The sequence below is a fragment of the Thermoanaerobacter kivui genome (genome assembly GCF_000763575.1).
GTDB classification, from domain to species: Bacteria; Bacillota; Thermoanaerobacteria; order Thermoanaerobacterales; family Thermoanaerobacteraceae; genus Thermoanaerobacter; species Thermoanaerobacter kivui.
On the sequence record NZ_CP009170.1, the window covers coordinates 1474020 to 1496972 of the forward strand.

24 protein-coding genes are annotated in these 22953 nt (G+C 35.3%); 1 reads left to right on the plus strand and 23 read right to left on the minus strand.

Translation table 11 applies throughout. From position 1 onward, the window contains the following. Positions 1-12 precede the first annotated feature (12 nt). From TKV_RS07490 to TKV_RS07570, 17 genes are all read right to left on the minus strand, one after another. Entirely contained in the window at positions 13-357 is a 345-nt protein-coding gene (locus TKV_RS07490; RefSeq protein WP_049685415.1) for a small basic family protein, read from the minus strand. After that, on the minus strand, positions 357-1079 hold the full coding sequence (locus tag TKV_RS07495) for a DUF881 domain-containing protein (protein ID WP_049685416.1): 723 nt from the start codon (positions 1077-1079) through the stop codon (positions 357-359). Before TKV_RS07495 ends, TKV_RS07490 begins: the two co-directional genes overlap by 1 nt. A 16-nt stretch (positions 1080-1095) precedes the next feature. Further along, complete coding sequence (locus TKV_RS07500) at positions 1096-1815, minus strand: cell division protein FtsQ/DivIB (protein ID WP_049685417.1); 720 nt, start codon at positions 1813-1815, stop codon at positions 1096-1098. Positions 1816-1872: 57 nt separating this feature from the next. Then, positions 1873-3126 carry a UDP-N-acetylglucosamine 1-carboxyvinyltransferase gene (gene murA, locus TKV_RS07505; protein WP_049685418.1) on the minus strand — a complete coding sequence of 418 codons (1254 nt, stop codon included), beginning with the start codon at positions 3124-3126 and terminating at the stop codon, positions 1873-1875. Between the two features lie 73 nt (positions 3127-3199). Then, complete coding sequence (gene murG, locus TKV_RS07510) at positions 3200-4294, minus strand: undecaprenyldiphospho-muramoylpentapeptide beta-N-acetylglucosaminyltransferase (protein WP_049685419.1); 1095 nt, start codon at positions 4292-4294, stop codon at positions 3200-3202. Between the two features lie 6 nt (positions 4295-4300). Continuing rightward, on the minus strand, positions 4301-5407 hold the full coding sequence (gene spoVE, locus TKV_RS07515; protein ID WP_049685420.1) for a stage V sporulation protein E: 1107 nt from the start codon (positions 5405-5407) through the stop codon (positions 4301-4303). 4 nt (positions 5408-5411) lie between these two features. Next, on the minus strand, positions 5412-6776 hold the full coding sequence (gene murD / locus TKV_RS07520; RefSeq protein ID WP_049685421.1) for a UDP-N-acetylmuramoyl-L-alanine--D-glutamate ligase: 1365 nt from the start codon (positions 6774-6776) through the stop codon (positions 5412-5414). 11 nt (positions 6777-6787) lie between these two features. Then, positions 6788-7738 carry a phospho-N-acetylmuramoyl-pentapeptide-transferase gene (gene mraY / locus TKV_RS07525; RefSeq protein ID WP_049685422.1) on the minus strand — a complete coding sequence of 317 codons (951 nt, stop codon included), beginning with the start codon at positions 7736-7738 and terminating at the stop codon, positions 6788-6790. Position 7739: 1 nt separating this feature from the next. Continuing rightward, entirely contained in the window at positions 7740-9125 is a 1386-nt protein-coding gene (locus tag TKV_RS07530; protein WP_049685423.1) for a UDP-N-acetylmuramoyl-tripeptide--D-alanyl-D-alanine ligase, read from the minus strand. Beyond that, positions 9122-10573, minus strand: coding sequence for a UDP-N-acetylmuramoyl-L-alanyl-D-glutamate--2,6-diaminopimelate ligase (locus TKV_RS07535; protein ID WP_049685424.1), 1452 nt, complete (start codon positions 10571-10573; stop codon positions 9122-9124). The genes TKV_RS07530 and TKV_RS07535 overlap by 4 nt, the downstream gene beginning before the upstream one ends. A 70-nt stretch (positions 10574-10643) precedes the next feature. Next, complete coding sequence (locus TKV_RS07540; RefSeq protein ID WP_084574219.1) at positions 10644-12719, minus strand: stage V sporulation protein D; 2076 nt, start codon at positions 12717-12719, stop codon at positions 10644-10646. Between the two features lie 11 nt (positions 12720-12730). Continuing rightward, complete coding sequence (gene ftsL / locus TKV_RS07545; protein WP_049685426.1) at positions 12731-13174, minus strand: cell division protein FtsL; 444 nt, start codon at positions 13172-13174, stop codon at positions 12731-12733. A 28-nt stretch (positions 13175-13202) separates the two neighbouring features. Further along, positions 13203-14129: a 16S rRNA (cytosine(1402)-N(4))-methyltransferase RsmH gene (gene rsmH, locus TKV_RS07550; protein WP_049685427.1), complete on the minus strand. Its 927-nt coding sequence runs from the start codon at positions 14127-14129 to the stop codon at positions 13203-13205. 9 nt (positions 14130-14138) lie between these two features. Next, complete coding sequence (mraZ, locus tag TKV_RS07555) at positions 14139-14570, minus strand: division/cell wall cluster transcriptional repressor MraZ (protein WP_049685428.1); 432 nt, start codon at positions 14568-14570, stop codon at positions 14139-14141. A gap of 134 nt (positions 14571-14704) precedes the next feature. Beyond that, entirely contained in the window at positions 14705-15988 is a 1284-nt protein-coding gene (gene yfmH / locus TKV_RS07560; RefSeq protein ID WP_049685429.1) for an EF-P 5-aminopentanol modification-associated protein YfmH, read from the minus strand. A 2-nt stretch (positions 15989-15990) separates the two neighbouring features. After that, positions 15991-17256 (minus strand): EF-P 5-aminopentanol modification-associated protein YfmF, encoded by a 1266-nt coding sequence (gene yfmF / locus TKV_RS07565; protein ID WP_049685430.1) that lies wholly within the window; start codon positions 17254-17256, stop codon positions 15991-15993. A 104-nt stretch (positions 17257-17360) separates the two neighbouring features. Further along, entirely contained in the window at positions 17361-17915 is a 555-nt protein-coding gene (locus tag TKV_RS07570; RefSeq protein WP_049685431.1) for a YhcN/YlaJ family sporulation lipoprotein, read from the minus strand. A 142-nt stretch (positions 17916-18057) separates the two neighbouring features. On the opposite strand from TKV_RS07570, the gene ychF reads away from it, so the two are divergent. Further along, positions 18058-19149, plus strand: a complete 1092-nt coding sequence (gene ychF / locus TKV_RS07575) for a redox-regulated ATPase YchF (RefSeq protein ID WP_049685432.1) — start codon at positions 18058-18060, stop codon at positions 19147-19149. Positions 19150-19264: 115 nt separating this feature from the next. Here the strand turns inward: ychF and TKV_RS13545 are convergent, their stop codons facing one another. The 6 genes from TKV_RS13545 to TKV_RS07600 form a co-directional block, all read right to left on the minus strand. Continuing rightward, on the minus strand, positions 19265-19453 hold the full coding sequence (locus tag TKV_RS13545) for a hypothetical protein (protein ID WP_236617215.1): 189 nt from the start codon (positions 19451-19453) through the stop codon (positions 19265-19267). Positions 19454-19501: 48 nt separating this feature from the next. Beyond that, entirely contained in the window at positions 19502-19573 is a 72-nt protein-coding gene (locus TKV_RS14160; protein WP_394214494.1) for an SHOCT-like domain-containing protein, read from the minus strand. A 49-nt stretch (positions 19574-19622) separates the two neighbouring features. After that, entirely contained in the window at positions 19623-19982 is a 360-nt protein-coding gene (locus TKV_RS07585; protein ID WP_049685433.1) for a DUF2089 domain-containing protein, read from the minus strand. Between the two features lie 221 nt (positions 19983-20203). Next, the gene (thiI, locus tag TKV_RS07590) at positions 20204-21346 is read right to left on the minus strand and encodes a tRNA uracil 4-sulfurtransferase ThiI (protein ID WP_049685434.1); all 1143 of its coding nucleotides are present in this window, start codon (positions 21344-21346) and stop codon (positions 20204-20206) included. A gap of 3 nt (positions 21347-21349) precedes the next feature. After that, positions 21350-22501, minus strand: coding sequence for a cysteine desulfurase family protein (locus tag TKV_RS07595; RefSeq protein WP_049685435.1), 1152 nt, complete (start codon positions 22499-22501; stop codon positions 21350-21352). A 113-nt stretch (positions 22502-22614) separates the two neighbouring features. After that, complete coding sequence (locus TKV_RS07600; RefSeq protein ID WP_029688530.1) at positions 22615-22881, minus strand: metal-sensitive transcriptional regulator; 267 nt, start codon at positions 22879-22881, stop codon at positions 22615-22617. Positions 22882-22953: the final 72 nt, after the last annotated feature.

Genomic DNA, 22953 nt, shown 5'->3' on the forward strand with positions numbered 1-22953 from the left:
TTCAGGAGACTGCTATCTTTTTCTCATCTTCTCTATCACATATCTCCTTATATATGCAAAATTGACAAACAGCCTGCTTCCAAAAACAAATATTGCAGCAAGATATATAGGAACTCCTAATACATCACCAATGTAAGCAAGGCCTCCTGCCAATATGGCATTCCCAAAAAAGCCAGTTATAAAAATAAGGTTGTCAAATTTTTGTTCAAGACTTGCTCTTATGCCACCGAAAACTGAGTCTAAGGCTGCAAGAATGGCAACAGATAAATATGAAACGTAAACTGCGGGAATATTAATCGGCAAGATGAAGCCAATAGCCAGTCCCAACAATAAGCTAACTATTATAATCAATACCATTATTTGTTCTCTCCTTCAACCACAGGTTTTGCATAACGGAATTTTATCACGCCGTCATATTTTTTAATTATGATTTTATCAGATTTTTTAATATTTACCTCTATGCCCCAAGTAGATAGAGTCTCCACTACTCCACCTTTTAACTTAAGAGCTGCTTCCAAAGTATCTGGGTCTCCAATAGCCTTAAAAACATATGGAGCCGCAAATCTTACTGAATTGACATTAACAGTAGGTCCTACACATCTTATCTCTGAAGTAGCGATAAGCCTCTGATCATTTAATGATATTGCTTCTGCGCCAGCAGCTCTCAATTCATTGGCAACTTTTAATAAATCCTCATCATGAACCAAAAACAAATTAGGGTCTTGCCCTGGAGGGACAGCCTGTTTGCTGTCATTTATAGTGACAATTACTCCAGGTCCTTGAAGGTCAGTAAGGCCTGCCAACGCCTTATACTTTTCCACATCATTTTTTAAAGCTTGTGTCACTACACTAGTTTTAGAGGAAGCCTCTTCATAACTATTTATTTTAGCTTCTAATTCATTAATCTGCTTCAAAAGAGCTTCTTTTTCCAACTGAACCTCTTTTAACTGTGCTGCCAGTTCCTCAGCTCTTTGCACAGTAACTGCTCCACTCTTTTTTACTATTCTAAATTGAGTAGAAAGCATGATTCCTAAAACAATGCAAACAAATGCTACTGATATATAAACACTTTTTTTCATAAGTACCTCCCGTCCTCTATGGCAAAAAAACCGGATTATTATCTCCTGTAACCTGGATTGTGCCTTTATGATAACCTTTATTAGTTAGATCCTTTAATATTAATTCGACAAATTTAAAAGAATACTTAATGTCATAAGGATTATTAAAAGATACATTTATGCCGCTTTTCGTTGTAAGCACAATATGATTTTCATTAATATAAGTTATTTGCGCACAAAAATTAGTATTTTCTATGAGTCCTAAAAGTTCCCCTAAATAATTTTTTTCAAATACATCACTCAATCTTTTCCCTATTTCATACTTATCCACTTTTATCCCTACAAGAAGCGGAAGCGAAGGATTGTACACATCCTTTTTAACAACAACCCCTTCCTTGTCAATCATTAAATAATTTACCTTATCTTGTACTTGGGCTACTATGCGCCTTTCTTTCACCCTTATCTCAACAGTGCGAGGATATTTTATCTCTACTTTGCTTTCTTTTATATAAGGACTATTAAGTAAATTTTTTTCTATTCTACCGGGATTTACTTTAAAAATATTCATGCCATAATTTATGCCTGCTAACTCTTTAATATCATTATAAGACAAAATTTGATTGCCCACAACTTTTATAGTATCTATTTTAAAATAACTTGATTTAAACATAAATATGTAAACAAATACTACTAATGCTATAATAAAGACTAACACAAAAAATTTTTTCTTTTTTTTCACAGCATTATTACTTGCCATAAAACCATCCCCTGCTTGTACCATTTTATTCTATGTGTAAAACAGCATAAAGCTGTTTTACACAATTCTTACTATATCCCCTCCCACACTCATCAATGCGGCTTCTAAAGCTTCATATCCTCTATCTATATGCTCAGCCTCTTCTACAATAGTAGTACCTTGTGCTCCAAGTCCAGCAATGACTAACGCCGCACCCCCTCTTAAGTCTCTTGCTACCACTTTGGCTCCCATCAATTTTTCAGTTCCACGTATTACTGCTACTCTCCCATCTACTTTTATGCCTGCTCCCATTCTTATCAGTTCTTCTGTATATTTAAATCTATTGTCAAATATCGTCTCTGTCACAATAGACGTTCCATTGGCGATGGAAAGTACAGCAACCATTTGGGGCTGCAAATCTGTGGGAAAGCCAGGGTATGGCAATGTCACAATCATGTCAACAGCTTTTGGTCGCTTATTGCACACAATTTTTATATAATCATTCCCTGTAAATATCTCGCACCCTGTTTCTCTCAACTTAGAAAGCAAAGGCTCCAAATGTTCTTTTAATGCATTTGTAACCGTCAGCTCTCCTTGTGTCATCGCAGCTGCACAAAGGTAAGTACCTGCCACAATCCTATCGGGAATTATGGTATACTCTGTGTCATGTAGCTTTTTAACTCCCTCAATGACTATAGTATTGGTACCAGCACCAGATATTTTTGCTCCCATGGAGTTTAAAAAATTTTGTAAATCTTCTATTTCAGGCTCTTTTGCCGCATTTCTTATGATTGTAACCCCTTCTGCTTTAACAGCTGCCAACATTATATTTTCAGTTGCACCTACGCTGGGGAGGTCTAAATGTATTTCACTTCCTTTCACTTTTGCTCCTTCACAGCGAATATAGCCATAAGATTCTTCTATTTTAACCCCCAATTTCCTTAAACCCTTAAGGTGCAAATCTATGGGCCTGTGGCCTATATCACAACCACCGGGAAAGCTCATTAAAGCACTTCTATTTCTTGATATAAGTGCTCCCATCAAAAATATGGAGGACCTCATAGTTCTCATTAAATTATCTGGTATTTCACTGTCTTTTACATCTTTCGCATCTATTATTATGTCATTCCCTTTAAAAGTAATCTTACATCCCAAATGCTCTAAAATTTCTATCATAGAATAAACATCTTTTAATCTGGGGCAATCGTGTAAAACACAAGTACCTTCATTTAAAATTGATGCTGCAAGGATGGGTAAAACGGAATTTTTAGCACCACTTACTCTCAACTCGCCATACAGCCTATTCCCTCCATTAATTTTGAATTTCCCCATCTTATCACCCCTAAAATTTATACAGGTTACACCATATACTATGCATAAATAAGATGGGGTGTTACATAAAGTATTATGTTATGCTTTTTATGAGCTTGTATATTTTCTCCGCAGCATCAATTTTAGAGATTTTTTTCGCATTTTCTTTCATACCCAAAAGTACAGAAGAATTGTTTAAAAGGTAGTTTATTTTGTCATACAGCCCTTGGGCTGTTAAGTCTTTTTCCAATATGACATAGGCAGCACCTGCTCTTTCCAGCACTCTTGCATTGTATTCTTGGTGATTGTTTGCAACATAAGGAGAAGGCACTAAAATAGAAGCAACTCCTTTCGCAGTAATTTCAGCCAAAGTTATGGCACCAGCCCTACACACCATAATGTCTGCAGCCGCATATACATCCTCCATATTATGGCAGTAGGGAATTATCTTCACAGATTCTTCCAAGTTTAAGTTATCATTTTTAATCTTTTCTAACACTTTCTCATATTGATTAGTGCCAGTAATCATCAAAACCTGAAGGTTTTTGTTTTTCATTTTTATAAGTTTTACCATGATAAAATTAATCTTTTCTGCTCCTCTGCTTCCACCTACTGAAACTACCAGTGGTTTATCAGGCGAAAAACCTAACCTCTTCATCCCTTCTAACCTATCTGTCTCAAAAAGCTCTTTTCTTATGGGGTTTCCTGTAACAACCACTTTTTCTTTGTTTTTAAAATATTTTACTGACTCTTCAAAGCTTACCGCCACTACTTTAACAAACCTTGACAATATTTTATTGGTAAGCCCTGGAAAAGCGTTCTGCTCGTGTATTAAGGTAGTTATCCCTCTTAGCGCTGCCATCATTAAGACCGGTCCACAGACATAGCCTCCAGTTCCAATCACTACATCAGGCTTAAACTCTTTTAAAATTTTATTCGCCTCTTTTAACCCAATAATAGCCTTGTGTACAGTTTTCAAAGTATCTAACGACAATTTTCTTTTAAATCCTTGAGCAGTAATTGTCTTTAATTCAAAACCTTCCCTTGGCACTAATTCATTTTCTAAACCTTTTTTTGTGCCTACAAACAAAATTTGTGCATCTTTTTCATTTTTTAGGATTTCTTTAGCAATTGCTATGGCAGGATAAATATGTCCTCCTGTGCCGCCACCTGCAAACAAATATTTCAACTGTCATCAGCTCCTATCCAAATTCGCATATCGAGAAATATTCAAAAGTATCCCAACCCCTGCCATCATAATAACTGTCGAAGTACCGCCATAACTTATAAAGGGGAGTGATACACCTGTTGCAGGCATTGAAGAAGTCACAACTGCCACGTTAATGAGAGTTTGAACTCCTATAAGGCTAGTGATACCAGTCGCAACCAGGCACCCAAACATGTCAGGAGCTTTTGCAGCAACTCTTAGCCCTCTCAAGATTAAATATAAAAACAGCAAAAGAATGGTAACTGTACCTATTAAACCTAACTCTTCACCTATTATTGAAAAAATAAAGTCATTTTGTGGCATAGGTAAATACATAAATTTCTGTCTGCTTCTACCAAGTCCTACACCAAATAAACCGCCAGAACCTAAAGCATAAAGGGACTGCACGATTTGATAGCCAGATTTTTGAATGTCTTGCCAAGGATTCAAAAAAGTAAATACCCTTTCTCTGATGTATTCAAACGATGAAAAAACTACAGCAGCTGCAACAACCCCCAACCCAAACAAAGTTATCATAAAAGAGATTCTCGCACCGGCAACAAAAAGAATTATGACAGCTATTATAAATATTGTGCCAGCTGTACTGAAATTGGGCTGTAACATTATAAGGACGAAAAACAATCCTGCCAGTCCTAAGACTGGTACAACGCCCTTTTTAAAACTCTTTGCATATTCAGGATGTTTATCAAAGTACTTAGCCAAATATATAATCAAAGCGTATTTTGCTAATTCAGAAGGTTGAAGGGTAAAGTTTCCAATTCCTATCCAACGAGTCGCATTGTACCTCTCCACACCAATACCTGGAATCAAGACTGCAATGAGCAATGCTATTGATATTGCAAGAAAAGGTCCTGCTAACTTCTTTAAAATGACATAATCCAAATTCATCATAAAAGACATAGCGAAAAAGCCCAGTATTACCCACATCAATTGCCTTTTTAAAAAGTAAAAAGAATCATTGTAAGTATAATAAGCACTGGCAGAACTGGCACTAAAAACCATTATAACCCCTATGGAAACAAGTATTAAGACTGTCAACAGTATACTATAATCAACAGGGTATCTTTTTTTCATTCTTTTACCTCCTCAACTCTGCCACTGCCTTTTTAAAAACCTTACCTCTTTCTTCAAAGTTTTTAAACATATCCCAACTAGCACAAGCGGGTGACAAAAGTACGCTATCCCCTCTCATAGCATTTTCATAAGCTTTTTTAACAGCCTCCTCCAAAGTATTTGCAAAGATAATATTGGATTCGAGATAAGAATGCTTAACCGCCGTATCTCTGATTTTTTTCGCAGTTTGCCCTATCAGTATTAGTTTTTTGACCTTTTCACCAAAAGCTTTTACAAATTCATCAAATTCACTGCCTTTGTCGTAACCGCCAGCAATCAATATTATAGGCGTTTTTAATGCCTGTATCGCTTTAATAGAAGCATCTGGATTAGTCCCCTTTGAATCATTGTAAAACTTTATCCCCTCTATTTCATCTACAAACTCAATGCGGTGTTCTACCCCTTTAAAAGTTTTTAAAGTGTGCGCAATAGTATTTGCATCAATTCCTGCAATGTAAGCCATTGAAGAAGCTGCCAAAGCATTCTCTAAATTGTGCTCCCCTGGAATATAGATATCTTCTACATCAATAATCTTTTCAAGAGAGCCTTCAAAGCTTATGTAAATACTGCCATCTTTTACATAAGCACCTTCTTCTAAAATTTTCTTTTTGCTAAAAGGAAAGACTTTGCATTTTGCCTTTTTCGCCAAACTTAACACAACTTCATCATCGTAATTTAACACAGTATATTCATTTTCACCTTGATTTTCAAAGATTCTCCCTTTTACATCTCTGTAGTTTTCAAAAGTCTTGTGCCTGTTTAAATGGTCTGGAGTTATGTTGATTATGCAACTTATTTTAGGTCTAAATTCTTTTACAGTCTCTAATTGAAAACTGCTGATTTCCGCAACTATTGCATCTTTCTCTGTAGCCGTTGTGGTAACGTAAATAAGAGGATAACCTATATTTCCTGCAACATACACATTTTTTCCAGCATTTTTAAAGATTTCTCCCAGCAAAGAAGTAGTGGTAGTTTTGCCATTAGTACCCGTTATGGCGTAAATCGGTCCTTTAGAAAATCTATACGCAAATTCTACTTCCCCTAATACCTCAATTCCTAAGGTTTGTGCCTCTTTCACCAACTCAGAATCAACAGGCACACCAGGGCTTATGACGACCAAATCCACTCCCTTTAATGTGTCCCTTTTAAACTTTCCAAACTTAAACTCAATGGGCAAACTCTCTATTTCTGCTATATTATCTTTAAGAAAAGCATAGTCCTTTTCATCATAAGCAATCACATGGGCTTTTAAATCTATCAATACTTTGCATAAAGCAATTCCACTAAGTCCCAATCCTGCCACAAAAACCTTTTTGTTTCTAACTTCCATATATTACACTCCTAACTTAAGCTATAAAATGACAAAAATAAGGCAATTAAAGTGACAAGCCAAAAAGTGTACACAACCCTTTCTTCTTGCCAACCTGACAGTTCAAAATGATGGTGCAAAGGACTCATTTTAAAAACCCTTTTGCCAAAAAATCTAAAAGATATAACCTGAATTATCACAGAAAGCGCTTCAGCCACATATATAATACCTAAAAGCGGTAAAATTAAAGGAAGTTTAGTCAAGACCGCAATAGTGCTGACAGCACCACCGATAGCTAAGGAACCAGTATCTCCCATAAAAACTTCCGCCGGATGTCTGTTGTACCTTAAAAAACCTAACAATGCTCCTGTAAAAGCGGCGCTGAAAGCACCATAAGTAATATTGTTTAAAAAAAGAGAAACAAGAGTAAAAAAAGCCATTACAATAGAAGAAACTCCTGCTGCCAATCCATCCAGACCATCTGTCAGATTTACACTGTTTACAGTCCCAACTATTATAAAAACCATAAGAGGAATATAATAAATCCCAAGGTCTATGTTTGTCTTTAAAAAAGGAATTATTACGTCACTGCCAACATATTGTTTTGCAAAATAAGAAATTACAATTGCCAGCAAAAACTGCCCAATCAGTTTTTCTCTCGCTCTTAAGCCCAATGGCCTTTTTAAATGCACTTTTAAAAAGTCATCTGCAAAGCCTATGAGCCCATAACCCAAAATTGCCAAAAGCAAAATTCCCATGTACTTATTCCAGGGAGAAAATATTAATGTGGTAATAGTAGCTGCCGCTACAAACATTATTCCTCCCATGGTGGGAGTTCCGGATTTTTTTAAATGAGTTTTGGGTCCATCTTCCCTTACGCTTTGTCCAAACTTTAACTTCCTAAGATATGGAATAAAAATAGGCCCTGCTGCTAAAGTCAAAGCAAAAGTGACAATCGTAGCCAACATTATCTTTTGCATCATTTCACTTTACCCTCTCCTGCAAATGGTGTACAATTTGTTCCATTTTCATGCCTCGTGATCCTTTTACCAAAATTAAATCCCCTTCTTTAATAATGCTATCTAAAACTTTATTTGCTTCTTCATTGTTTTTGCATATAAAGATATTACTGCTGTTCATTCCACAGATTTTTGCTTCTTCTGCGATGTATTTTGCAAAATTCCCTGATGTTACTAACACATCGATACCGCATTCTAACACAAACTTTCCTATATCCTTATGAGCCTCTTTAGAATATTCTCCTAATTCCAACATATCTCCTAAAACTGCAACTTTTCTTTTGGAATCTAAATCCCTCAAAACAGTTAGTGCAGCCTTCATAGAATCAGGATTTGCATTGTAGGCATCGTCAATAATCTTAATTTTGCCACCATCTATTATATTAAGCCTCATTTTTTCAGGCTTAAATTCTCTTAAAGCATCAGCCATATCCTCCACACTTACTCCAAATTCTAAGCCGACACAGATAGCAGCAAGGGAATTATACACATTGTGCATCCCCGGAATAGAAAGCTCTACTCTTTTTTCTAACTCTCTAACTTTTAAAACGTACCTAACGCCTCTTTCATCTTTTTCTATGTTATAAGCTTTAACATCGCCATTTGTTATTCCATATTTATAATATTTTCCTCGATAAGTTTGAGGAAGTCTTACAAGCATGTCATCATCAGCGTTTAGTACAATCACGTTATTTTCGCCAAAGTCCTCAATTAGCTCCGCTTTGGCTTTTAATATGTTTTCTCTTGAACCTAATTTTTCAATGTGTGCTACTCCTATATTAGTAAAAACAGCTACTTGTGGTTTTGCAATTTCTTTTAACCTTTTTATTTCGCCAATGCCACTCATTCCCATTTCCACTACTGCTATTTGGTGATAACTTTCCAGCCTAAAAATAGTGAGGGGCAATCCTATTTCATTGTTGAAGTTTCCCCCTGTCTTGAGAACTGCATACTTTTTAGATAACACTTCAGCAATCATATCCTTGGTGGTGGTCTTGCCACTGCTCCCTGTTACTGCAATAAACGGTATATCAAACTTTTTTCTATAATAAGCCGCTATTTCATGAAAAGCAGTCAAAGTATCTTTTACATAAATAACTGCTACAGTAGTATCTTTCAAAAGCTCGACATTTCTTAAATCAGCAGTAATCACAGCAACAGCGCCACTAGATACCGCATCTTTCACAAAATCTTCTCCATCAAACCTTTCTCCTTTTAAAGGTACAAATAACTCTCCTTTTGTTATTTTTCTAGAATCTGTCGAAATCCCTGTAATTTTAACATTTGTATTTCCATTTACCAATTTACCTTCTACTGCATTTATAAGTTCTTTAACTAAAAGTTCCATCATTTACTACCGCCTTCAGATAAAATTTCCTTGACTATTTCTCTTTCATCAAAGGGAATTACTTTGTCTTTTATAACTTGATAAGTTTCATGTCCTTTGCCTGCAAGTATTACCACATCATCTTTTTTAGCTATAGACAAAGCATAACGTATTGCCTCTTTTCTATCTTCTATTATTGTATAGGGACAATTTGTCTTTTTTATACCCTCTTCTATTTGTAAAATTATCTCCATCGGGTTTTCTGAGCGGGGATTGTCAGAAGTGAGTATGCAAAAATCGGCATATCGACCAGCCACTTCTCCCATCAAAGGCCTCTTCAACTTATCCCTGTCTCCTCCACAGCCAAATAAAAGTATCTTTCTCCCTGTTTTATATTCATTAAGTGCCTCCATTATGTTCTTTATCCCATCTGGTGTGTGAGCATAATCTATGATTACGTGAAAATCTCTGCCAGTCTCTACAAGTTCGAATCTTCCTTTTACTGTCACTTTACTCAATGCCTCTTTTATGATGGGAAGAGTAATTCCAAGAAAATCAGCAACTGTAATTGCTGCTAAAGCATTGTACACACTAAACAAACCGGGAATTTTCAAAAGCATCTCCTCTTTTTTATCTTCAATCTGCACTTTGAATTTAACACCGTTCAAACTATTTTGTATGTCTTTTGCCATCACATAAGCAAAGTCTTTTATGCCATAAGTCAAAACCTTCGCTTTAGAGCTTTCAATCATCATAGAAGAATACTTGTCATCTATATTTATCACAGAAGCCTGTTTTGCCATTTTAAAGAGCTTACTCTTTGTCTTTGCATATTCTTCCATATTTTTATGGAAATCTAAATGGTCTTGAGACAAGTTAGTAAAAACAGCTATATCAAATTCACACTCATCTACTCTGTTTAAAGCTAAAGAATGAGATGATACCTCCATAACCACATACTTAGCACCTTTGTTTACCATTACGCTGAAAAGCTCTTGTAAATCCAAAGATTCTGGTGTAGTATGGACAGAAGGTATCACTTCATCCCCAATCATGTTTTGTATAGTACCTACCAATCCCACTTTGTTATTTTGACTTTCCAAAATCGACTTTAACATATAAGTAACAGAGGTTTTTCCGTTTGTACCTGTTATACCGATGAGGATAAGTTTACTGGTGGGATTTTTGTAAAAATTAGCGGCTATTTTAGCCATTGCAGCTTTTGCATCTTCTACTAAAACAGTAGTCACGCCAGGGTATTCTTTTACTTCTCTATCTGCTACCACAGCAATAGCTCCATTTTTTATGGCATCTTCAATGTAAAGAGCGCCATCCGTATTAAACCCCTTTATGGCAATAAACAAGTATTTGCTTTTTGCCTTTCTCGAATCATAGCAGACACCGTTTATGTCAATATTGGGATTTCCTTTTATCTCACATTTAACCCCTTTTAAAATTTCTGTAAGTTTCATGTTAGGCCTCCTCGCAAAAATATATACCACTAATAGTATAGCACAATTATAAATTTTGCATAGAGTATGTTTAATTTTCCTTTGGCCTAAACTCCACTTCAATAGTTTCTCCTTTTTTTACCACAGTACCTTCTAAAGGAACTTGTCGTACCGCAAATCCGTTGCCTTTTATCTTTATTTTAAGTCCTAATGAATTCAATAATTCCGCTGCTTCTTTTACGCTTTTACCTGTCAAGTCAGGAACAATGACATTTTCTTCCCCATAGTCATTTAAATACAAAATGACTGTTGTATTTTCTTCAACTATCGCACCCGGTTTAGGCATTTGGTCAAAAACGGTATTCCCTCTGCCTTCCACAATAAATCTAAGTTTATTAGAAATCAGCACATTTTGTGCTTCATAAAGTTTCATATTCCTCACATTAGGCACTTCTACCAAAGGAGCCTTTTCTATTCCTCTTGGCTTAACCTCCAAATATCTTAAAGTATCCTCTAAAATGCTTTTTACTACAGGAGCCGCTAACTGACTACCAAAGTGGGATTCTGGATTGTTTGGCTCATCTATTACCACCAATGCTATGACTTTTGGGTCATCAGCTGGTGCAAAGCCCAAAAAAGAGGCTACATATTTGCCAGGCATGTATTTTTCAGTTGTACCAGTTTTTCCTGCTACATCAAAACCTTCTATATAACCTGTTCTACCTGTTCCTTCTGAAACAACGCTTTTTAATATCTCTCTCATGGTAGCAGAAGTTTTCTCTGAAATTACCTGCCTTACCACTTTTGGTTTAAATTCTTTTATTACATTTCCGCTTGAATCTACAATTGATTTGACAATGAGAGGTTGCATCAATTTTCCACCGTTGGCTATAGCAGATACAGCCGTAATCATCTGCAAAGGAGTCACCGCAATACCTTGACCAAAAGAGTTAGTTGCAAGCTCTACAGGACCTATATTGCTCTCTGGCATCACAAGACCGGGAGCTTCTCCCGGAAGAAGTATCCCTGTTTTTTGTCCAAATCCAAATGCGTGTATGTATTTATAAAGCTTTTCTACTCCCAACCTTTGACTTAAAGTCACAAAAACCACGTTACAAGAATTTTGTACTCCTTGAACAAAGGTCTCACTTCCGTGGGTAGCCCAGCAATTTATCCTATGCCCTGCCACCATTATGTAACCTGGGTCATAAAACTGTTCATCCAGCCTTACTACTCCTTCCTCCAACGCTGCAGAAGCAGTGATTGTTTTAAATACAGAACCTGGTTCATAGGAATCTGATATGGCTTTATTTCTCCATAATTTAAACCATTCTTCCTCTTGCCCTGCAAAAGGGTCATTTGGGTCATAATTAGGTCTATTAGCTAAGGCAAGTATTTCCCCCGTATTAGGGTCCATAACAATAGCTACTACCCCTTTAGAAGGCTTTGATTGAACCATCGCTTGGTTAAGAGCTTTTTCAGTAAAATGCTGAATCGTCTCATCAATTGTAAGAACTACGTTATACCCTTGCATCGGTTCACAATACTCTTCTTCTCCAATATTCATTTTTCTTCCTATCGCGTCAATTGGCGTTGAAATTCTTCCCGGAATACCTCTTAAGAAATTGTCAAAGACCAATTCAATGCCGTCTAAGCCTTGATTATCAATTCCAGTAAATCCTAATACGTGACAAGCTAAATTTCTGTCTGGATAATATCTCTTCATATCTTCAGAAACAATTATTCCTTCTATGTTCAATTTCCTTATCTCATTCGCTTTGTCATCATCAACTTTTTTAGCAATCAGCACTTCTTGCATATTTTTGTTTGAAATCTTTTTTACTACCTCATCTTTGTCCAAATTTAATATTCTTGACAACGCTTCAGCTACCATTTCTTTTTGAGATTCTTTTATCTCTTTAGAAATAACACTTATTTTATTTGCACTTACATTTTCTGCAAGCACTTTTCCATTTCTATCAAATATGATTCCCCTTTTAGGAGTCACTGATACGTCTAAAGTCCATTGAGGAAGTGCCATTTTCTGATACTCTTCACTTTTGACAATTTGTATCCAAAAAAGCCGAACTGCAAGCCCAAATATCGCTACTGAAGATAAAAAAAGCAAAAAAAGGATTCTTCTTTTTACAGATATGTTCGGATATATTTATATCCCTCCTATCTGTTTAAAACCCCCAATATCCTCATGAAAAAGTTACTCCTTTCAACATTTTTATCTTCAGGTTTTTGATTTTTAGCGACAGTATCTATTTTCCCAACATTTACATACACAACTTGGCTTTCATCCGGCTGTTGCATTCCCAATTTATCTTTCGCGATTTTTTCAATTCTAACAGGATCGCTCATAGCAGCAATTTTGGCTTTTAACTGTTGATTCAAATTTTCAGTATATCGTATATTTTCCTCCATTTTATCAAGTGCAATTGACTTCTGATAAATTACCGCATATCTAAAAAGTATCATAACACTTAAAGAACCTACAAAAAGTATTAATGCCAAATTCTTTAACTTTTTCTTCTTTTTAGATTTTTTGACTTGTCCCGTTTTCTCTGAGGTATACGGGGGATATTCATAATTATAATCTCTTTGTGCTACTATCAATTTATTCTACCTCCACTCCTTTTAGAACTTACAGTTTTTCCGCCACTCTAAGTTTTGCACTGCGGGATCGCGGGTTTACCTCCAGCTCTTCTTTGGAAGACATAACTGGTTTTTTAGTTATTATCTTTATAAGAGGCTTCTTGCCACAGGTACACGGCATTTTAGGCGGGCAAATACATGGCTTTTCTAATCTTTTAAAAGTGTTCTTTACTATTCTGTCTTCCAAAGAATGGAATGTTATTATTGCGATACGACCTTTCCCCCTTAATACCTCCACCATATCTTCAATTGCTTTATCAAGGTCTTTAAGTTCTTCGTTAACCTCTATTCTTATCGCCTGAAAAGTTCTTTTTGCAGGATGAGGCCCTTCTCTTCTGGCAGATGCCGGAATCGCATTTTTTATAATCTCTACCAGCTGAAATGTAGTCTTTATCTCGGATTTTTTTCTCGCCTCCACGATGAATTTCGCTATTCGCGATGCCCATTTTTCTTCACCGTATTCTTTTATCACTCTTTCTAATTCTTCCTCTGAATACTTGTTTACAACATCATAAGCAGAAAAAGGCGATTCTTTATCCATTCTCATATCCAGCGGCGCATCCTTCATGTATGAAAATCCTCGTTGAGTTTCATCCAACTGGTAAGAAGACACTCCAAGGTCAAGAAGTATTCCATCCACTTTGTCAATTTTTAAATTCTTAAGTATTTCCTTTATATTTTTGAAATTGTCGTTTACGTAATAGACATTTTTGTAGTCTTTAAGTCTCTCTTTTGCTGCATTTATAGCGTCTATATCTCTGTCTATTGCAATTAGTCTGCCTGCTTTAAGTCTTTTTAAAATTTCCTCGGAGTGACCTCCCCCACCCAATGTTCCATCAACATAAATCCCATCCGCTTTTATGTTTAAATATTCAATTGATTCCTTTAACAAAACGCTTTTGTGTACGTACTCCATCTCTCACACCTATATGTTTAAATCATCAAGATGCTCTGCAATTTCTTCAAAAGAAACATCCATATTGTTGGAATATTCTTCCCAGACCTCTCTGCTCCATATTTCAACCCTCGTAGAAACGCCTATAAATATGACGTCTTTTTCTATTTTTGCGTGGCTTCTCAAATTTGCTGGTATAAGTATTCTTCCCTGTTTGTCAATTTCGCATTCCACAGCTCCTGCAAGGAAAAATCTTGTAAAAGCCCTTGCGTCTTTCTTTGTAAGTGGTAGAGTTTTAAGCTTGGCCTCAATATTCTTCCACTCTTCCAACGAGTAAACAAACAAGCAATTGTCCAGCCCTTTTGTCAATACAAACCTATCCCCCAGTTCTTCTCTAAACTTGGCAGGTATTATAACTCTTCCTTTTGCATCAATCGTGTGTTCATACTGGCCCATCAACATGTAAAACACCAAACTTTCCTTTCACATTCTACCACTTACCACCACATTACACCACTTAATATGTTATTCTATATAAATTCAAAAAATCCTGCTAAATTTTAATAAAAAAAATAAAAAAAATAAAAAATCAGGCATTACGCCTGACCCTTAATTGGATTTATCACAGAAAGCACGCTATTTTGTTCTTGCAAATGAATTTCAAACCTCTTAACAACATCTTCAAAAGTTAGACTGTAAAGCACATCTATATAATCTAATAAATTTATTTCCTTCATGTAAAGATTAATAAAGCTATAGGCGATACTGTCTACTGAATTAAAAGTCCTTAAAAATTTCCCCACATATTTTTTCTTAATGCGCTCAAAATCTTCTTTTATTAAAAATTGAGGATTTTTTATAGCCTCTAAAATCATATCCCTTACTTTATATGGGTCTTTGGATTGTCCTCCTACTATTGAATAGCCGTAATCTATTTCACCACCGTAGTCAAAACTAAAGGTACTGTCAATAAGCCCTTCATTGTACAGTTTCTCATACAAGTCAGAGCTTCTTCCTAACACCATTTCAAGACATATCTGGGTTTCTAAACTCTTTTTTAAGAGATTTTTGCTGCCGAAGCCTACATCAGTGTCTTTAAAACCCAAATTAAAAAGCGGAATTGAAACCTGCATATCTTGAACTACTTGATTTTTGTAAACGCTCAAAGGTTCATCTGGATATATCCTTTTTATCTCCCCTAGTTTTTTCTTTTGGCTTACATTTTCTTTAATAACATCAATCGTCTTATCGACATCTATATCCCCTACCGCAAATAACACCATGTTTTCAGGATGATAAAAAGTATTGTAACATTTGTATAAAATTTCCTTGTTTATTTTTGATATAGACTCAATAGTACCTGCTATGTCTTTTCGCACTGGATGCACATGGTAAAGAGCTTCAAGGGCGTTAAAATAAACTCTCCAATTGGGGTCATCTTGGTACATCCTTATTTCTTGCGCTATTATTCCCTTCTCTTTCTCAACATTTTCATCTGTAAAATAAGGATTTTGTACAAATTTCACTAAAAGCTTTAAATTATCATAAAAATTTTCTGTACTGGCAAATAAATAAGCCGTTGTAGTAAAATTAGTATAAGCATTTGCTGAAGCCCCTAATTTTGAAAACTGTTCAAAAACGCTTCCCTCTTCCTCCTCAAACATTTTATGCTCTAAAAAATGGGCAACACCATCCGGCACTTCAGTAACATCTTTTTCTCCAGGAACTACAAATTTACTGTCGTTAGAACCAAAATGAGTAGCAAATATGGCAAACTGCTTGGTATAACCTCTTTTAGGCATTATATAGACTTTTAAACCGTTCTCCAATTCTTCTAAAAATATTTTTTCATCTATCGTCTTATTGTACAATTGCCGCATTATTAGCCCTCCCTCTTATTCGTCATAAAGTATACTGTATCAAGCTTTACCTTTTTTGCAACTTCTACAACATCCTCTTTTGTAACGGCTTCTACTTTTTTAATAAACTCATCTATATCCACATCACTACCTGCTATTTTTTGCGATAAATAATAATCCGATTTAGAAGTTGCATTATCTTTCATAGCATTCATTGAAGTTTTTAAAGCTTTTACAGTAGATTCTAATTCATAATCTGTTACATTGCCTTTTTCAATGTCTTTAAGCTGCTGATTTATTATGTCAAGAGCTTTGTTGTAATTTTCTATTTCGATACCACAACTTACCACCATCAATCCTTTAAACCTTTCCAAACGGGAATAAGCATAATAGGCAAGGCTTGCTTTTTCTCTAACATTCATAAAGAGCTTTGAAAAAGGTCCTCCTCCAAGAACCCCACTGTATATAAGCAATGAATAATACTCTTCACTGTTAGGCAGTACATTAGTCCTAAAACCAAGAGTAAGTTTGCCTTGCGTGACATCCAGTTTGTCTGTAACGTATTTTACTTCTTTCACTTCTTTATATATATTTGCCACTGGAATTTGTAATATTTGGCCTCTTTTAATTTCAAAATACTTCCTAAAAACATTTTCTACATAGTTAGGTTCAACATTTCCTACAACGTATATATCGATTGGCAATGTATCAATACAATTTTGATAATACTGATACAATTTCTTTTCATCAATAAAGTCCAAGTCCTCTGTACTTCCCAATTCAAAAATAGCAAAAGGTTCCCCTTTGCACATTTCCTCAAAACAGCGATCCACCGCATATTTTGTTTTATCATTAATTCTCGAATTTATTAAATTTTTATGAATTTCCTTTTCTTGTAATACATAGTCTTTATTAAAAGCATTGTCCTCAACAAGGGGGTTAAAAATCAAATCTTTTAAAAATCTAACACCCTCTTCTAATATGTTTTCATTTATGTAATCCTCTTGAGGCATTTCTAACCTGTACTGCTGAAGGTGTCTTTCCCCTTTTTTGTAAACAGAGACAGCCATGGTGGTGCCGTATAGGTTTTCCAAGTATTTAACCATCTCTTTATAAGTTTTAATATTTAAAGTACCTCTTTTTAACACAGAAGGTATCAAAGCATATTTGGTCGTATCACTTCCCAGCTGATTATGTACATATAGATTAATCGTTACAGTCTTAAATTTATCAGTTGTATCTATGTATAAATTTATTCCATCCCCAATCTGTTTTCCAATTAAACCCATACATTTCACTCCTTCTAAAATAATCCAATTATCTTTTTATTATATGATAATTGTAACACAAAGTCAATAATACATAAACCCGGGGAAAAACCCCCAGGTTTTTGCTACATACCAGGTGTAATTCGTTTTATAATTTCTGATATTTGTTTTGCAAATTCAGAAACTGGTCTTCCCGCAGAAATTCCTCTGGCAATGTTGTCTATTCTTTTGTACAAGTCTGGGTCGGCAGTTATATAAACTCTTTTTATAGCCTTATCAGTATCTTTAACAGTCTTTTCCACTTTCTTTTTTATATCTGTCTCATGTGCTCCTTGCACCCTTGCCTTCATATCTATACCTACAAGGGCATTACTACCTGATACTACCACAGTCGCCTTATTTACCTCTGGAATTTTAGCAACATTTGAAGCTATTTTAGCTGCCCTCGCACTTTCTGGAGTAGGCTTTCTCACAGGGGTTGGAGCCGGCACTGTTGGTGTTCTAGGTACAGGTGTTGTATACCCTGGAGCTGTTTTAGAAGGTGCAGGAGTCGTCCTTGTAGGCGCCGGGGTATAACGTGCAGGAGTAGGCTTTTTAGTCGCAGTTTTGCATCCTGCCATTGACGTCATTATCATTATCCCAATGAGAATTATTGTTATAATATTTTTTATTTTTTTCAAAGCTATGCACCTCCTCAAAATATATTTTTGCACTTTTATTAAAAAGTATTATGCTAAATTATGGAATTTTTATGAAAAACATTTGAAAAAATTTTGTGAGTAATATATAATGCATATGTAAAACTATTGGAGGGAAGATGAAATGGAAATAGGAATTGTTGGACTACCTAACGTCGGTAAAAGCACTTTGTTTAACGCAATTACAAAAGCAGGTGCAGAATGTGCAAATTACCCCTTTTGCACTATTGATCCAAATGTCGGAATTGTATCTGTGCCTGATGAAAGGTTAGATTTTTTAGCTAAAATTGAAAATCCGCAAAAAGTCATACCTGCAACAATCAAATTTGTAGACATAGCAGGTTTAGTAAAAGGCGCCAGTAAAGGTGAGGGTTTAGGAAATAAATTTCTTTCTCATATTAGGGAAGTTGATGCTATATTAAACGTGGTAAGATGCTTTGAAGATAGCAACATTGTCCATGTAGAAGGAAGTATTGATCCTATAAGAGATGTTGAAATAATAACTTTAGAGCTTATACTTGCTGACATGGAAGTTATTGAAAGGCGTCTTCAAAAAACATCAAAACTTGCGCGAAATGATAAAAAAGCAGCCTTTGAAGTGGAAGTACTTGAAAAAATAAAAAAAGGATTAGATGAAGGGAAACCTGTAAGGGCTCTTCAATTTACCGAAGAAGAAAAAAGTTTTGTAAGTCAACTTATGTTGCTTACCTATAAACCTGTTATGTATGTAGCAAATATATCAGAAGAAGACTTAATTTCAGGTGAAGAAAATCAATATGTAAAGCAACTAAAAGAATATGCTGAAAATGAGAATTCCCAAGTTTTAGTTATAAGTGCAAAAATTGAAGAAGAATTAGCTTCTTTAAGTGATGAAGAAAGAAATGAACTTTTGAGAGAATACGGCCTTGCCGAACCTGGCCTTAACAACATAATAAGGCATGGTTACTCTCTCCTTGGACTTATAACCTTTTTCACCGCTGGACCAAAAGAAGTCCACGCTTGGACAATAAAAAAAGGCACAAAAGCACCTCAAGCAGCAGGAAAAATTCATTCAGACTTTGAAAAAGGGTTTATAAGGGCAGAAGTAATTTCTTATAAGGATTTAGTAAAGGCTGGCTCTCAGACTGCAGCAAGAGAGATGGGGCTCATGAGGCTGGAAGGAAAAGATTACGTAATGCAAGACGGAGATGTAGTAGTTTTTAGGTTTAACGTATAAAAAGCGCTTTATGCGCTTTCAGACTGTAGATAAAATCATATTTAAAAAATCATATTTAATAAGTCTCTGCTTTTATGCGCAAGGTGCAGGTTCACCAGATTCTTCATCATAAACATCAACTATTTTTCCCTCTGCCCCCCGTTTTTATTGCTTCTAAAATTTCTTCTGTATTTACTTCTGCATTTATAAGCTCTGAAGGAATAAATTTCATACCAAGCTTCAAGCCAAACTTAACAGGGTTATAAGGTATTGCTATATTTACTTTTAATTTATTAGTAGCAGTGTCATGAACTTTTACTCTCATCCACTTGTAATTTCCTCTTTGGCCTACTTTTTCTCCTATTTGTGCCTCTTATCTTTTCTCATCAATAGCCTTTAGTAGTTCTGCAGCTTCTTCTGCTGTTATTTTCCCTTTCTCTAACATCTTTAAAATCAATTATCTTTCTTCACTCATAAAACTGCCCCCTAAACAATTACTCTTTAAGAAGCTTCAAAGCTTCTTGCACAGTTATCCCGCCCTTTTCCAACCTCTTAAGTACTTCTTTTTTGTCTACTTTAGGCGTTTCTTCAACTTTATATCCCAATGCTGCAATCAAATTGTCCAACTTGTTTCTAATTGTCGGGTATGAAAGTCCTAATTCCTTCTCCATTTCCCTTATATTACCCCTTGTCCTTATAAAAAGCTCCATAAAATCCCTTTGCTCTTTCGATAAATAGCAAAATTTACAAAGTTCAAATTTCCCTTCAATTGCCGTACCACATTGAGGGCATTCGAGTTTTGTCACTGCAAGTTTTTCACCGCAAACAGGACACCTTCCTAAAATTTCATTCACAAACATCGCCTCTTTTAAAACCCGAGTTTTTTATGACATAAATATAAGCTAAAGTTTCTATTAAACGATGTCACATTTCCCCTTTTCCCTTGTAATTCCATTATAACATACATTTCAAAAACGTCAATATCTGTTTTAAATTTTTTTATTTTTGTTTTAATAAATTTTAATTTATTTTAGATTCCATTATACAAAAAAGTCAAGCAATAAACGCTTGATTTTTAAACATCTATAATCTCCATTTCAATGTTATCTATATACTTTTGATAGTCCATTTTTTCCTCTGCTTCAACAACTTTTTCTAATGTGGGTTTTGTCGCCGGATGTTTTGGCACAAATATAGTGCAACAATCCTCATAAGGTCTTATAGAGATTTCAAAAGTACCGATTTTTTGTGCTAATTCTATAATTTCAGTCTTGTCCATTCCAATCAGTGGTCTAAAAACAGGCATAGAAACTGAAGCGTTTGTGACATACAAACTTTCAATTGTCTGGCTTGCAACTTGTCCCAAACTTTCACCTGTTATAAGCGCCATAGAACCTGTGTTTTTGGCTATTTTCTCAGCAATTTTCATCATCATTCTTCTCATTATTATAGTAGTAAACTTAGCAGGACATTTCTCATAAATTTCCAGTTGTAAATCAGTAAAATACACCACATGCAATTTTATGCTTTGGCCATATTGAGAAAGCACTTTGCACAAATCCACCACTTTGTCTTTAGCCCTTTCAGATGTATATGGTGGACTGTGAAAATATACAGCATTTATCTCTACTCCTCTTTTCATCATCATCCACGCAGCTACAGGGCTGTCAATGCCCCCTGACAAAAGCACAGTAGCTTTGCCATTAGTGCCAAGCGGAAGTCCTTTTGCTCCTTCGATTACTCCTGCATAGACAAAAGCCATCTCCCTTATTTCTACATTTAAAAGCACATCAGGGTTATGAACATCCACCTTAAGGCCTTTTACATTCTTTAAAACCGCAGCTCCGACTCTACGGCTTACTTCCATGCTGTCATAGGGAAAAGATTTATTTGACCTTTTTGTCTCTACTTTAAACGTCTTTCCTTGGTATTCCCTCATCAGTTCTATAGCAGCTTCATATATTTCCTCCAAGTTTAAACCAATCTTTTTTGCCCTTGTTATGCCTACAATGCCAAAAATTTTTTTTAGCCTTTCTATTACCTCTTCAATATCCCCATCGCATTCTACGTATATTCTGCCATGGGTTTTTTCAACTTTAACCTCTTTAAAGTCTTTAAGAGCGCTTTTTATATTTTTCACAAGTTTGTTTTCAAAAAAGGACCTGTTATCACCTTTTAATGCCAGTTCTCCGTATTTAATCAACAATACATCCTGCATATTTTACCTCCGTTTATATTTTCTAAGAAAATTTACTTTTTCTTTTAAAACTGATATTGTATAGTCAATCTCTTCTTCTGTATTAAAAATTCCAAAAGAAAATCTTATAGCACTTTCAATGAGGTCCTCTTTAAGACCTATTGCTTTTAGAACGTGGCTTTGTCCTTTCTTTTTGGAAGAACAAGCTGAACCTGTAGAAACGTATATACCTTTTTCCTCAAGAGCATGTAAAAGTACTTCCCCTCTTACGCCAGCAAAAGAAATATTAAGTATATGCGGCGCTCCACCTTCAATATCTGGACCGTTTAAATGGATATCTTTTATTTCAGAAACTATACCTTGGTATAACTTTCTTTTCAAGTTCATTAATTTATTTATATTATCGTTAAAGTTTTCTTTAGCCAATTTGCTTGCTATGCCAAACCCCACAATTCCAGGCAAATTTTCTGTCCCAGACCTTAAATTCTTTTCTTGCCCTCCTCCAAAAATTATCGGCCTTATTCTAACTGATTTATCTACATAAAGTGCTCCTACTCCTTTAGGACCGTGTATTTTATGGCTGCTTAAAGACACCATCTTTATTTTTTGCTTTTTAACATCTATATTTATTTTTCCTGCTGCTTGTATAGCATCTACGTGAAAAACTATGTCCTTTTCGTCTGCAATGTCTGCTATTTCATCTATTGGCTCTATAGTGCCTATTTCATTATTTACAGCCATTATCGATATGAATATAGTCTTGTCAGTTATCGCCCCTTTAAAATCTTCTAAATCTATTTTTCCTGTTTTATCCACATCAAGATATGTCACATCAAATCCGTTTTCTTCAAGGTGCTTTAGCACATTAAGCACAGAAGGATGTTCAATTTTTGAAGATATTATGTGATTGCCCTTCTTCCTTAAGCTTTCAGCAACCCCTATTAAAGCAAGGTTGTTTGACTCTGTACCGCCCGATGTAAAAATTATCCCCTCATTATCGCCGTTTATTAACTTAGAAACATTTTCTCTCGCTTCACTCATTAACTTTTCAGCTTCATAGCCTTTCATATGCAAAGAAGAGGGATTGCCATATTGCTTGTCTAAAACCTCCACTATCTTTTCAATTACTTCGCTTCTAACTCTGGTAGTTGCGCTATTGTCAAGATATACTTCCATGGACATCATCCCTTTTAGTTAGATTTTTTGTAGTTGATAACAACCATTTTAAGTGTTGTCCATCACTCCGACAAATCTGTCCTTTACAAACTTTTAACCATTAACAACGTATTTTATTTGACAAATTTGATTAGCAAATTGATAATCCTTTGCACATCTTCATAGGTAGCCTTTCCATCCTCACTTGCTAATATACATTCTTTAGCGTGTTCTTGAATAATTGACATGCCTACTTTTTCTAATGAGGCTTTAACTGCTGCAATTTGCAGCAATATATCCTGACACTCTTTTGATTCTTCTACCATTTTTTCTATACCAGCAATATGGCCCTTTATTGTCTTTAATCTCATCAAAATATCATTTCTCAAGCTTTCGCTCACTTACAACACACCTTTCACTAATTAAATTTTTCTTTCCTCTATATATTAACTTTGCCACAAAAACAATAAAGA